The 12128-nt window shown below is 73.1% G+C and carries 12 protein-coding genes; 4 read left to right on the top strand and 8 right to left on the bottom strand.

The window, feature by feature from the left end:
• Nucleotides 1–4: 4 nt before the first annotated feature.
• Nucleotides 5–673, bottom strand: a complete 669-nt coding sequence (locus ISP_RS16365; protein ID WP_013226326.1) for a hypothetical protein — start codon at nt 671–673, stop codon at nt 5–7.
• Nucleotides 674–1059: 386 nt separating this feature from the next.
• Here ISP_RS16365 and ISP_RS16360 point away from each other — a divergent pair, with 386 nt between their 5' ends.
• The 3 genes from ISP_RS16360 (at nt 1060) to ISP_RS16350 (ending at nt 4371) form a co-directional block, all read left to right on the top strand.
• The gene (locus tag ISP_RS16360; RefSeq protein ID WP_230468912.1) at nt 1060–2064 is read left to right on the top strand and encodes an alpha/beta hydrolase; all 1005 of its coding nucleotides are present in this window, start codon (nt 1060–1062) and stop codon (nt 2062–2064) included.
• On the top strand, nt 2061–2891 hold the full coding sequence (locus ISP_RS16355; RefSeq protein WP_013226328.1) for an SDR family NAD(P)-dependent oxidoreductase: 831 nt from the start codon (nt 2061–2063) through the stop codon (nt 2889–2891). Before ISP_RS16360 ends, ISP_RS16355 begins: the two co-directional genes overlap by 4 nt.
• A gap of 265 nt (nt 2892–3156) precedes the next feature.
• Entirely contained in the window at nt 3157–4371 is a 1215-nt protein-coding gene (locus ISP_RS16350) for a glycosyltransferase (protein ID WP_013226329.1), read from the top strand.
• A 12-nt stretch (nt 4372–4383) separates the two neighbouring features.
• On the opposite strand, the gene ISP_RS16345 is transcribed toward ISP_RS16350, so the two are convergent.
• Nucleotides 4384–5373, bottom strand: a complete 990-nt coding sequence (locus ISP_RS16345; RefSeq protein ID WP_013226330.1) for a YdcF family protein — start codon at nt 5371–5373, stop codon at nt 4384–4386.
• Between the two features lie 77 nt (nt 5374–5450).
• On the opposite strand from ISP_RS16345, the gene ISP_RS16340 reads away from it, so the two are divergent.
• Nucleotides 5451–5810, top strand: coding sequence for a DNA polymerase ligase N-terminal domain-containing protein (locus ISP_RS16340; RefSeq protein ID WP_230468913.1), 360 nt, complete (start codon nt 5451–5453; stop codon nt 5808–5810).
• On the opposite strand, the gene ISP_RS16335 is transcribed toward ISP_RS16340, so the two are convergent.
• The 6 genes from ISP_RS16335 to ISP_RS16310 form a co-directional block, all read right to left on the bottom strand.
• A complete protein-coding gene (locus ISP_RS16335; protein ID WP_013226332.1) occupies nt 5792–6493 on the bottom strand; it encodes a DUF998 domain-containing protein in 702 nt (233 codons plus the stop codon). The two genes, ISP_RS16340 and ISP_RS16335, sit on opposite strands and share 19 nt — an antisense overlap.
• 110 nt (nt 6494–6603) lie before the next feature.
• Nucleotides 6604–7470: an NAD(+)/NADH kinase gene (locus tag ISP_RS16330; protein WP_013226333.1), complete on the bottom strand. Its 867-nt coding sequence runs from the start codon at nt 7468–7470 to the stop codon at nt 6604–6606.
• A 33-nt stretch (nt 7471–7503) separates the two neighbouring features.
• Nucleotides 7504–8979 (bottom strand): flavin-containing monooxygenase, encoded by a 1476-nt coding sequence (locus tag ISP_RS16325; RefSeq protein WP_013226334.1) that lies wholly within the window; start codon nt 8977–8979, stop codon nt 7504–7506.
• Nucleotides 8980–9840: an SDR family NAD(P)-dependent oxidoreductase gene (locus tag ISP_RS16320; protein WP_013226335.1), complete on the bottom strand. Its 861-nt coding sequence runs from the start codon at nt 9838–9840 to the stop codon at nt 8980–8982.
• Nucleotides 9841–9907: 67 nt separating this feature from the next.
• On the bottom strand, nt 9908–10798 hold the full coding sequence (locus ISP_RS16315; RefSeq protein WP_013226336.1) for an alpha/beta fold hydrolase: 891 nt from the start codon (nt 10796–10798) through the stop codon (nt 9908–9910).
• Nucleotides 10795–12087, bottom strand: coding sequence for a cytochrome P450 (locus ISP_RS16310; protein WP_013226337.1), 1293 nt, complete (start codon nt 12085–12087; stop codon nt 10795–10797). The genes ISP_RS16315 and ISP_RS16310 overlap by 4 nt, the downstream gene beginning before the upstream one ends.
• Between the last annotated feature and the right edge of the window lie 41 nt (nt 12088–12128).

The following is a 12128-nucleotide window of genomic DNA, read 5'->3' as shown; positions in this document are numbered from 1 at the left end:
GGTGCTAGCGGCCCAGCCGCGGGGCCGCGTGCTGCCACGCGGCGACGGCCAGGGTGTCGAGGTCGAGGTCGGTCGCTCCGGCGTCGCGGAGCAGGACGAGCACGCCGTCGGCGGCGATGGCGACGGTGCGCAGGCGGAGGCCGGGCAGCCCGGCCGGCTGCCCGGGCAGGGTCAGCACCTGCTGGTAGGACAGGGTTTGCGCGCCGGGAACGGTGGGTGCGGTCGTGACGGTCGTGGCCGAGACCGTGGGCAGGTCCTGATCGTCGGCGGTGACGCGGGCGCAGCGGCGCGCCTGCGCGGCCCAGGCGGTGAGATCGGGTGGCTGCGGGGTGCGGGCGACGAGTTCGGACAGCTGCCCGCCGGGTACCGCGGTCTGGAAGCCCTGGCCGGTGACCGCGCCGGGGCGCAGCAGCCGGCCGTGGACGACGTCGGCGCACTCCCCGCCGGCACTCCGGTCCGAAGTGGACAGTGCGGTGGCGACGTCGAAGACGTCGCGCGCCGCGGGCGGCCCGGGGATCGTCTCGGCGGGCAGCAGCGCGGCCGGGGGCACGGCGGGCGGCCCGGAAACCGGGACCGCCGTGGCCGGTTTTGCGGGGGAAATGGTGGCCACGGCGGCCGCGGCGATCAGCAGGACGGCGAGGCGGGCGGGGGGAAAGCGAATTCGGGCAGCCATGAAGAACCCTTCCGGGAGCATTCTCGGGGAGGTGTGGCCCCTGCGCTGGAACCCTTCGCCGGGGACGTCTCGAGCGACGTCCGATCCGGCGGCACGGCGAAGGCTACGCGGGGAAATCGGTTACCGGAACCACCTCAAGACGGCGTAAACATCCTCGGGTACAGCGCGTGAGCTGCTGGATTGCAGGTTACTGGCGAGTTCTGGGCTGGGTTGTGGCACGGGCGTCCGAGATTGGTCACCCTGCGCGACCGCTGCCTCACCCGCGCGGGGGAGTTTGTTTTCCCGGTATTCACATTGTCCGCTCACATCGTGGACAGGACAATTGCTTTTACCGGCGTCGTTCCTTTAGCTTGGCCGAACCTTCGAGCGACCGGGAAAGGAAACGCATGCGCCCTTTTGTGAGGTGGTTCACGGCACTGGTGACGGCGGTGTGCGTGCTGCCCGGTATCCCGGCCTCGGCCGCGGCCGGCGCCCCGGACGTCCGGGCCGACGACGGCTCGCACGTCGTCGCCGAGACCATTGTGGACGGTGACGCGCGGGTGCTCGACCTGACCGTGCGCTCGGCCGGTGCCGGGGCGTACACGATGGTCCGGCTGATCTTGCCCCGGAACTGGGCGGCCGAGCCGGACCGGCGCTGGGCGGCGGTCTACCTGCTGGCCGGCGAGACCCGGCTGCAGGACTACCGCGGCTGGAGCGCGAACACCGACGTCCGGCAGCTCGCCGACGACGCCGGCGTCCTGGTCGTCATGCCCGGCGCGGGATCCGCGGGCTTCTTCAGCGACTGGTGGAACTACGGCAAGAACCTCGCGCTCAACCAGTGGGAGACCTTCACCGCCGTCGAACTGCCGCAGCTGATCGACCGCGGCTACCGCGGGAACGGCAGGCGCGCGGCCGCCGGCCTCTCCCTCGGTGGGTACGGCGCGTTCGAGCTCGCCGCCCGACGGCCGGGGGTGTTCCGGTACGCGGCCTCCTTCAGCGGCAACCTCAACCCGGCCGGCGCCGGCGGCGAACTGCTGACGAGCGCGATCGTCGCGTCGGCCCACCTCGACCCCGAGGCCCTGTGGGGCGACCGGCGCCGCGAGGCCGCGCGCTGGGAAGCACACGACCCGCTGGTGAACGCGGATCGCCTGCGCGGCACCGAGCTGTACCTCTCGGCGGGCAACGGGCTGCCGGGCCCGCTCGACGCCAAGCTCCCGATCGACGTCCTGCCCGGCGCGATGCTCCTGGAGTTCCTCTGCGGTGCCCAGACGACGGCGATGGCCGGCCGGCTGCGCGAGCTCGGCGTCCCGGTGACGGCGGATCTCTACGGCCCCGGCACGCACCAGTGGGCGTACTGGCAGCTGCAGCTGCACAAGACGTGGCCGCGGATGCTGCAGGTGCTGGCGTCGTGAAACCCTCCTACGTGGTGACCGGGGCGGCGGGCGGGATCGGCCGCGCCTGCGTGGCGGAGCTGATCCGGCGGGGCGCGCACGTGTGGGCGAGCGTACGCACCGACGCGGACGAAGCGGAACTCGAGCGGGCGTACGGCGACGCGGTCACCGTGCTGCGGATGGACCTGCGCGACGCGGATTCGGTCGCCCGGTGCGGAGAGCGCGTGGCGACGGCGGGACCGTTGCGGGGCTTGGTGAACAACGCCGGTGTCGCGCGGCCGGGGCCGCTGGAGCACGTGCCGCTGGCGGCGTTCCGGGAACAGCTGGAGGTGAACGTCACCGGTCAGCTGGTGGTGACGCGCGCGATGCTGCCGGCGTTGCGGCGCGCGGAATCGGCGCGCGTGGTGACGATCGGCTCGATCGGTGGGCGGATCGCGGGGCCGATGGTCGGGCCGTACCACACGTCGAAGTTCGCCCTGGTCGGCTTGACCGACAGCCTGCGCGCGGAGCTCGCCCCGGAGGGGATCCGGGTGGTGCTGGTCGAGCCGGGAGCGGTGGCCACGCCGATCTGGCCCCGAGCCCGAGCGGCGGCGGAGGAGGTCCGCGAGCGGCTGCCGCCGGCGGCCTTGGAGAGGTACGGCGACCAGCTGGCGGCGGCGGAACGCAGCGCGGCCCGCTCGGCCCGGACGGGCGTGCCACCGCGCCGGGCGGCGGAGACGGTCGTCCGGGCGCTGACGGCCCGCCGCCCGGCTCCGCGTTATCTGGTGGGCAGAGACGCCCGGCTGGCGGCGGCGCTGGCGAACTTGCCGTTCCGGTGGCGCTACCACCTGACGGCGGCGAAGCGATGAGGCGCCGGCGTGGGTGGCGGGGGCCGGCCGGGGCGGTGCTGCGTCGGCACGGGGCGGCCGGCCGGGTCCTTCCGCCGCTCCGGTGTCGGAGCGAAGCGGGAGTGGCTGGGGTTATGCGGCGGTGGTGTGGCGAACGGCCGGGCGAGTCTGCTCCGCCGTCCCGGTGTCGGAGCGAAGCGGTGAGGCGGTCGCCGGAGCAATGCAGCGGTGGTGCGGTGAACGACCGGCCGCGGCCGCCGCGCCGCTCCCATGCCGGAGCGAAGCGATGAGCCGCCTGGTCGTGATCGTCGCGCCGGGGTCGCGTGGTGATGTTCAGCCGTGTGTGGCCCTCGGCCGCGGCCTGGCCGCCGATGGTGATCGCGTCCGCTTGCTCGCCGCGCCGGGCTTCCGGGCGCTGGCCGAAGCTCACAGTCTCGGCTTCGCGTCCCTCTCGGCCGATCCCGCCGCCCTCCTCGGCTCGGCCGCCGGGCGAGCGTGGACCACCGGAAGCCGCCGGACTTTCCTCTCCGGGCTGCGGGCCGTCCTGCGGCCGGTCCTCGACGGGCTTCTCGCCGACGTCCACGCCGGCGCCGCCGGGGCCGACCTCGTGCTCGCCCCCTCGCTCGGCTTCCTCGGCACGCACCTGGGCGCCCACCTCGGCGTCCCCGACGTCGAGCTGCACTACCAGCCCAGCGTGCCGACGCGGGCCTTCGCGCACCCGCTCCTGCCGCAGGCCGCCCGGCTCGGTCCCTGGGGACGGCACCTGAGCTTCACCGCCGTCGACGCCTTCGCCTGGCAGGTCCTGCGGCCCGAAGTCGACCGCTGGCGCGTCGAGACGCTCGGCCTGCCGAAGGCCGGACGACGGGGGCCGCGGCGGCGTTCGCCCGTGCTGTGCGGATTTTCCGACGCCGTCGTGCCGCGGCCGCCCGACTGGCCCGCCCGCGTGCACGTCACCGGCTACTGGTTCCTCGACACCGCGCACCCGCGCCCGGACCCGCGGCTGCGCGACTTCCTCGCCGCGGGACCGCCGCCGGTCTACGCCGGCTTCGGCAGCATGCAGCCCGCCGACGCCGAGCGGACCTACGACATCGTCACCACGGCGTTGCGCCGGGCCGGGCTGCGTGGCGTCATCGGCACCGGGGCCGGTGCCGATGACCTGCTGATCGCCGGGGACGTCCCGCACGACTGGCTGTTCCCGCGCACCGCCGCCGTCGTCCACCACGGTGGCGCCGGGACCACCGCCGCCGGGCTGCGGGCCGGAGTGCCGGCGCTGGTCTGCCCGGTCTTCTCCGACCAGCCCTACTGGGGCGATCGGGTGTCGCGGCTGAGCGCCGGTCCGAGACCGTTGCCGCTGGAGGACCTCGACGTCGGATCGCTGACCGCCCGGTTGCGGGAGCTGACGGAGAACCCGCTGTTCCGCCGGGGCGCGCAGTACGTCGGCGCGCGCCTGCGGGCCGAGGACGGGGTGGCCCGCGCCTGCTCGGTCCTGCGTGCAGGCTAGGTGGCCCGCGGTTCAGGCGAAGATGGCCAGCAGGACGCCTGCGCCGACGATCACCACGCACGCCGCGATCGTCGTCCGGCGGTAGTGCAGGATCAGCGCCGCGAACTCGCGCAGCAGCGCGCTCGGCAGGAAGTACCGGGCCGTCGGTGCGCCCGTCGCGTGGAACGGCAGGCCGAGCCGTCGGCACTCCACCGCCGCCCGGAACACGTGGTAGCTGCTGGTCACCGCGACCACGCGCCGCGCGCCGGCCGGGAGCAGGTCCGCCGAGAAGCGGAGGTTCTCCTCGGTCGTGCGGGCGCGGTCCTCGCGCCGGATGTGGTCGTCCGGAATACCGCGGTCCCGCAGGTAGGCGTGCATCGCTTCGGCTTCGGAGACCGTCTCGCCGGGGCCGCGCCCGCCCGAAACGACCAGCAACGGCGGCTCCGGCTCCCGGTCGTGGAGCCGGATCGCGCGCTCGAGCCGCCCGGCGAGCAGCGGCGGCACGCGCTCGCCGTCGAGGCCGCAGCCGAGCACGATGATCGCGTCGAACCCGCCGCGGCGACCGATCCGGCTGTACACCACGGAATAGACCAGCAGCGACAGGAAGAGGAACCCGAAGTAGCCGCCCAGCACGACGGCGATGGCCACCAGCGCCGAACCCCACCGGCCGAGCGGCGCGAAGGCCAGCGCCTCCAGCGTGACCAGCCCGGCGCCGAGGCCGAGCGACAGCAGGTTCCCGGCGCTGCGGCCTTCGCGACGCCACATCCGCACGCCGTTGACGATCAGCGCCGCCGGCAGCACCAGGGCGACGAGCACGGCCACGACGGCCAGCAGCCCGACCAGCACCGGCGTCAGCCACTCCAGGTGCAGTGCCGCGCGCAGCAGCCACAACGCGATCAGCAGCAGCGCCACGCCGAGCCACACGGCGTTGCCCAGCCGCCGCGGTTCGCGGGCCAGCCGGACGGCGAACACGACGAAGGCCACTCCGGCGGCGCCGGGCAGCACCGCACCGGTGACGTTCACCCGGCCTCCCTGGAATCCCCTGTGGGTCCCAACCTAGCCGGACTTACCCGGACGGGTGATCTGGCATGGTGAACGCCGTGAACGATCGGCGACCGGCGTTCGTGCTGCACGAGCACTTTCGGCCACGGCACCACTTCGACCTGCGGCTGGAGGAGGACGGCGTGCTGCGCTCATGGGCGGTCCCGCGCGGCCTCCCGCCGGATCCCGGCGCCGACCGCCTCGCCGTCGCCGTGCCCGACCACGCTCTCGACCACCTCGACTACGAGGACGAGACGAAGAAGATCGCCGACACGGGCTGGTGGGAGGAGCACGACCGGACGGCCAAGCGCATCCTGTTCACCCTGCACGGCCGGGTGGGCTCGGTGCGGTACGCCCTGATCCGCACCGCCCGCGACTGGCTCCTGCACCGCACCCGCGATCAGCCGGGCGACACCTGAGCACGCGGCCGGAACCGGACCCCGGTCGGCATCGCCCGGTGCGCCCAGTGGCCCAGGACGCCCAGCAGGGCGATCTCCAGGACCATCATCAGCCGCTCGACCAGGCCGGTCGCCACGGTGGGCAGGTGACCGCCGAGGACGACGTTCACCGCGAACGGGACGATGAACGGCAGGTAGAACGGGATCGCCGCCAGGGCCAGCCGCCGCGACCACGTCGCGAAGCGCCGCCAGCGCGGGTCGTCGCGGTGCCGCCGTCCCAGCGCCCAGCCGACCACCGGCAGGCTCAGGCAGGTCACCGCCGAGGCGTACAGGTGGATCTTGCCGGTCGCGGTGACCGCGCCGCCCTGCGGATCCTTCGCGAACACCGCGACCGCCAGGAGACTCACGCACCACAGCACCTTCGCCGCCACCAGTGCGGGGTTGGCGAGCAGGCCACGGCGGTAGAGCGCGACCAGCAGCAGCGCCGATCCCGTGCTGGTGAGCAGGAGCGCGCCGTCCCACATCCAGCGGCCCGCGCTCAGCGCGTAGTCGCTGAGCATCGTGCTGACCGGGTCGAGGGGCGCGAGCCGGCGATCGACGTGCAGCACGGCGAGCAGCACGACGGCGCCGGCGAAGGCGGCGAGGGCTCCCGGCACGAGCAGGCGGGCGCGCAGGCGGGGACGGACGGGTGCGGGACACAGCATGTGGGGAAACACTCCGGGACGGTTCGGCTGGTTCAGGCGCAGCCGGGGACGCTACCCGTGACCTTTCCGTGACCATTGCCGACGCGTCCGCGCTGTGACGCAGGACACCGTCAGTGGTCGCCGTCCTGCGGGATTTCGGCCGAATCCGTGAGCCGCAGCTTGCGCCGCGCCCGCTGGTAGAACGTCGTCATCCCGAGCCGGACCACCCGCGCCGCGCTCGGCCGGCCGCGCAGGTCGAGCCGTTCGCCGGGGGAGACGTACCCCTCGACCTGGCCGTCGACCTCCACCGCCAGCCGGCCGCTGGTCGGCAGCAGCTCCAGGGTCACCTCGTCGTGCACCGAGAGCACCACGCCCCGGCTGTACGCCGAATGCGGCGCCGCGGGCGTCACCAGCAGGGCCTCCACCGCCGGGCTGGTGATCGGGCCGCCCGCCGAGAAGCTGTAGGCCGTCGAGCCGGTCGGGGTCGCGACGACCACCGCGTCGGCCGAGTAGCTCACGAACGGCTGGCCCCCGACGCGGACGGCGACCACTGCGCTGCCGTCGCCGGGCACGCGCACCACCGCGATGTCGTTGAACGCGGTGATCTTCCGCCCCTGCAGCACCGCGTCCACGGCCAGCCGCGGTTCCACCGTGAACTGGTGGCCGTCGATGGCCGAGAGCGCGCCGGGCAGGTCGGGGACGTCGACCTCGGCCAGGAAGCCGAGCTTGCCGAGGTTCACCCCGAGCACCGGCGCCCGCTGCCCGTCGGCCAGCCGCATGGCCCGCAGCATCGTGCCGTCGCCGCCCAGGCTGACCACCAGGTCGGAGCGGCGGCCGAGCTCCTCGGGCGTCACCCCGATCGCGGCGCAGTTGAGCCGGACGATCTCGTCGGCGATGCCGAGGATTTCGATGTTCCGGTTGCTCGCCCAGCCGAGAACGGCTTCGACGGCGGCCGCGGAGTCGCGGCGGGGATGGAGCACGAGTCCCGCGGAGTGCATGTCAGCGGCCCTGGGCGGGCGAGGTACCGAGCGTCATGCGCTCAGTCTGCCCGCTCCCGCCCGCCGCCGCGAGAAACGCAGCGCGCCGTCGTCGATCCGGCCGTGCCGGAGTTTGACGACGTCGTGCGCGTAGCTCATGCCCAGCTGCCACGGCGCCCGCGAACCGGCCTTCGGGAACTCGTCGATCGACCGCTGCACGTACCCGGCGTCGAAGTCCAGCAGCGGCCGCTCGGTGACCGCCGGGTCGTCGTTGACCGGCACGCACTGGTCGTAGCCGTGCCGGTCGAGGTGGCGCAGCAGCCGGACGACGTACTCGCCGACCAGGTCGGCCTTCAGCGTCCACGACGCATTCGTGTAACCGATCGTGAACGCGAAGTTCGGCACGCCGCTGAGCATCATGCCCTTGTAGGCCAGCGTTTCCGGCAGCTTCACCGGGACGCCGTCCACCGACAGCGCGATGCCGCCGAAGGCCAGCAGCCGCAGCCCGGTCGCGGTGACGACGACGTCGGCCTCGAGCTCGTCGCCCGATTCGAGCCGGACGCCCCGCTGGGTGAATTCCGCGATCCGGTCGGTGACGATCGAGGCGTCGCCGCGGCGGAGCGACCGGAACAGGTCGCCGTCCGGGACCAGGCACAGCCGCTGGTCCCAGGGCTGGTACCGCGGCTTGAAGTGGGTGTCGACGGCGAACCCGGGTGGCAGCTGCTTCGCCGTCGCCTTGCGGATCATCGCCTTCACCACGGCCGGGCGCCGCCGGCTGAGCTGGTAGATCAGCGTGCTCACCGCGACGTTCTTCCAGCGCGCGATCGGGTACGCCAGCCGGGCGCCGAGCAGCCCGCGCAGCCGGTTGGCCAGCGCGTCCTCCGACGGCAGCGACAGGATGTAGGTGGGGGAGCGCTGCAGCATCGTCACGTGGGCGGCGCGGTCGGTCATCGCCGGGACGAGGGTGACCGCGGTGGCGCCGCTACCGATGACGACGACCTTCTTGCCGGTGTAGTCGAGGTCCTCGGGCCAGTGCTGCGGGTGGACGACGGTGCCGCCGAAGTTCTCGAGACCGGGGAACTCCGGCGTGTGCCCGGCCGCGTAGTCGTAGTAGCCGCTGCACAGGTACAGGAACTTGGCGGTGAACACGACCGGTTGCCCGTCGTGCTCGGCCTCGACCGTCCACCGTGCGTCCTCTGTGGACCATTCGGCGCGGACCACCCGGTGCCCGAACCGGATGTGCCGGTCGATCCCCGCGTCGGCCGCGGTGTCGCGGACGTACCGCAGGATCGAGGGCCCGTCCGCGATGGCCTTCGCGTCGGTCCACGGCCGGAACCGGTAGCCGAGGGTCTGCATGTCCGAATCGGACCGGACGCCGGGGTAGCGGAACAGGTCCCAGGTACCGCCGATCGCGTCGCGGGCTTCGAGGATCGCGTAGCTCTTGCGCGGGAACGCCGTGCGCAGGTGGTGGGCCGCGCCGACGCCGGACAGCCCGGCACCGACGATCAGCACGTCGAGGTGTTCGGTCATTTACACCGTCTCCGTCCGCCGGGCGCGCCGCATGACGCGCGTCAGCACGGCGTTGTAGTGGGTGGGGGTGATGCGGGCGAGCGCGTCGAACAGGTAGGCGTCCGGGCCGACCAGGATGCGGGCCTTCCCGCGGTCGACACCGGCGTGGATGATCGCCGCCGCCTTGTCCGGCGACGTCATCGTCATGGCTTCGAACTGCGCGGCCATCTGCTCCTGGGTGCGGCCCCGGCCCTCGGGGTCGCGGCGCACCCGGGCGTTGCGCGCGATGTTCGTCGTGATGCCGCCCGGGTGGACGGTGATGGCGCGGACGTCGGTGCCGCGCAGTTCCTGCCGCAGCGACTCGGTGAAGCCGCGGACGGCGAACTTCGCCGCGCAGTAGGCGCTCTGGTACGGCATGCCGAGCAGGCCGAATACGCTGGAGGTGTTCACGATCGCGCCTTCGCCCTGTTCGACGAGGATGGGCAAGAACGCCCGCGTCCCGTGGACGACGCCGCGGAAGTTGATGTCGTGCAGCCAGTCGTCGTCCTCGGGCACCGCGTCGAGCACGGTCGAGGTCACCGCGACGCCGGCGTTGTTGAACACCGCGGCCAGCGGAGCCGGGAGCCATTCGCGGACCTCGGCGGCGAACCTCAGCTGGTCTTCGGCGTCGCGGACGTCGAGGACGCGGGTCAGCACCTTGCCGGACAGTGCGGCCGCGGTGGCCTTCAAGCCGTCTTCGTCGACGTCGGCGAGGGCGACCGGCGAGCCGAGCCGGGAGAGCCGGGTGGCCAGCGCGCGGCCGATGCCGGAGGCCGCGCCGGTGATGACCACCGGGCGGCCGCTGATGCTGTGCCGTTTGCGTGCCGATCCGACGGCAGTCACGGCGGAAACCGTCGCCTCGCGCGGATCGGCTGCGGACCGTCCCCGCCTGCTTTCGGTCGGATTGGCACTACGGGGCCGGGACATCGCTGCTCCTCGCGTGCTGGTCGATGAGGTCGAGCACCGTGGACCACGCGCCTTCGGGCAGGTCGTGGCCCATCCCGCGGACGGTTTCGAGCCGGGCGCCCGGGATGGCGCGTGCGGTGGCCGCACCGCCGGTGGGGTGGACCATCCGGTCGCGGTCGCCGTGGATCACCAGCGTCGGCGCGGTGATCTTCCGCAGCAGCGGCGTCCGGTTGCCGGACTTCATGATGGCCGCGAGCTGGCGGCCCACACCGCCGGCCGTCGGGTCGCGGTCCCAGCTCGTCCCGGCCCGCTCACGGACCCGGGCCTCGTCGAACGGGAAGCCGCGCGAGCCGATGTGGCGGAACATCCGGACGGCGCTTTCGATCGCCTCCTCGCGGGACTTCGGCGGCTTCGCGCCCATCATCCGCAGCGTCGAAAGCGCCGGCCGGCCGAACACGCGCGACCCGGTCGTCGACATGATCGACGTCAGCGTGCGGATCCGCTCCGGGTACCGTGCCGCCACGGTCTGGGAGATCATGCCGCCCATCGAGACGCCCGCGACGTGGGCGGTCTCGAGGTCCAGGGCGTCGAACAGGCCGATGGTGTCGGCGGCCATGTCCGTGAGGTCGTACTGCTGCGCGGGGAACCGGCCCACGAGCATGCCGGCCAGGCTCGGCGGCCGGAAGCGCGGGTGCGTGGAGCGGCCGGCGTCGCGGTTGTCGAACCGGATGACCTGGTACCCGCGTTCGGCGAGCTTCGCGCAGAAGGCGTCCGGCCAGCTGTGCAGCTGCTGGCCCAGGCCGGCGACGAGGACCAGCGGCTCGGCGCCGGTGTCCCCGATCCGCTCGTAGGCCAGGGAAATGCCCCGGCCGGCATCGGCGATCTGGTCGGTCACGAATCTCCTCCGGTGCTCCGGCGGCGCACGATCGCGCGGCCGCCCTTGGCCGGGGCGTAGGCCACGCCCCGCGAGTGCCAGCGTTCGCCGGGCTCCTCCGTCGGGACCAGGGTGAAGTCCCGGAGCAGGGTCCGCAGCACGACGGTCATTTCCATGGTCGCGAAGGCGGCGCCGAGGCAGCGGCGGGTGCCGCCGCCGAACGGGATCCACTGGTAGAGATCCGGGCGCGCGCCGGCGAAGCGGTGCGGGTCGAAGGTGGCCGCGTGGGGGAAGACGGTGTCGTCGTCGTGGATCAGCGCGATGCTGACGAGCACCGCGTACCCCTTCGGCAGCGTCCACCGGCCGAGCCGGAAGCCGTCCTGCTTGACCTGCCGGGCGGTGAGGTCGATGACCGGCCGGGTGCGCTGGACTTCGAGGATCGTGGCGTCGAGCAGTTTTCCGTCGCCGGCTTGCAGTTCCGCCAGCAGCGCCGAGTGGCGGCGGAGGCGCTCGACGGCCCAGGCCAGGGTGGTCGCCGTGGTCTCGTGCCCGGCGGTGAGCAGGGTGAGGAGCTGGTCGGCGATCTCTTCGCGGCTCAGTCCCGTCCCGTCGTCGTAGCGGGTCTGCAGCATCATCGAAAGGACGTCGTCGCCGTCCGGACGGGCCTTGGTGATCAGCCGGTCGACGATGGCGTCGTACTCGCGGCGCATCCGTTCGAAGCGGCGCCACGGGTTGTAGCGGCCTTTCTTGGTGATCGGCAGCACGGCCAGCCGGGAGCCGAGGGTCACGAACGGCGGGAGCAGCTCGCGCAGCTCGGCGAACTCGGCCCCTTCAGCGCCGAAGACGGCGCGGAGGATGGCGTTGAGGGTGATCCGCATCATCGACGGCAGCGTGGCGAACGCCTTGCCTTCCGGCCAGCTCGCGAGTTCGCGCGCGGTTTCTTCCTCGACGATCTTTTCGTACGCGGCGAGGCGGCGGCCGTGGAAGGGCGGGATCAGGAGCTTGCGCTGCCGTTTGTGCTCCTCGCCGGACAGCGCGAACATCGACCGCGGGCCGAGCACGCGCCCGAGGTTGACCTCGAGGTTGTCCACGAGTTCGGGGCCGGAGGTGAACAGCTGCTTGATCTCGGTGGCGCCGCTGATCACCACGGCGTTGCCGAAGATCGGCACGTTCACCGTGAAGGCGTCCCCGTAGCGCTCTTTGAGCCGCCGCAAGCCGCGCAGGGGCTGCGTCAGGGCATAGGCGCCCTGCACGGCGCGGGGCGCGGTGGGCCCCGGTGGCAGTGCTGCGGGGCGTGTCATGGTCGTCATCGACCCTCCCGGAAGGTGGTACGCGAGCGTACCGGGGGTAC

Origin of the sequence: Amycolatopsis mediterranei (assembly GCF_026017845.1) — a bacterium.
In the GTDB taxonomy this organism is placed as follows: Bacteria; Actinomycetota; Actinomycetes; order Mycobacteriales; family Pseudonocardiaceae; genus Amycolatopsis; species Amycolatopsis mediterranei.
This window is presented reverse-complemented; position numbering and strand designations above follow the sequence as displayed.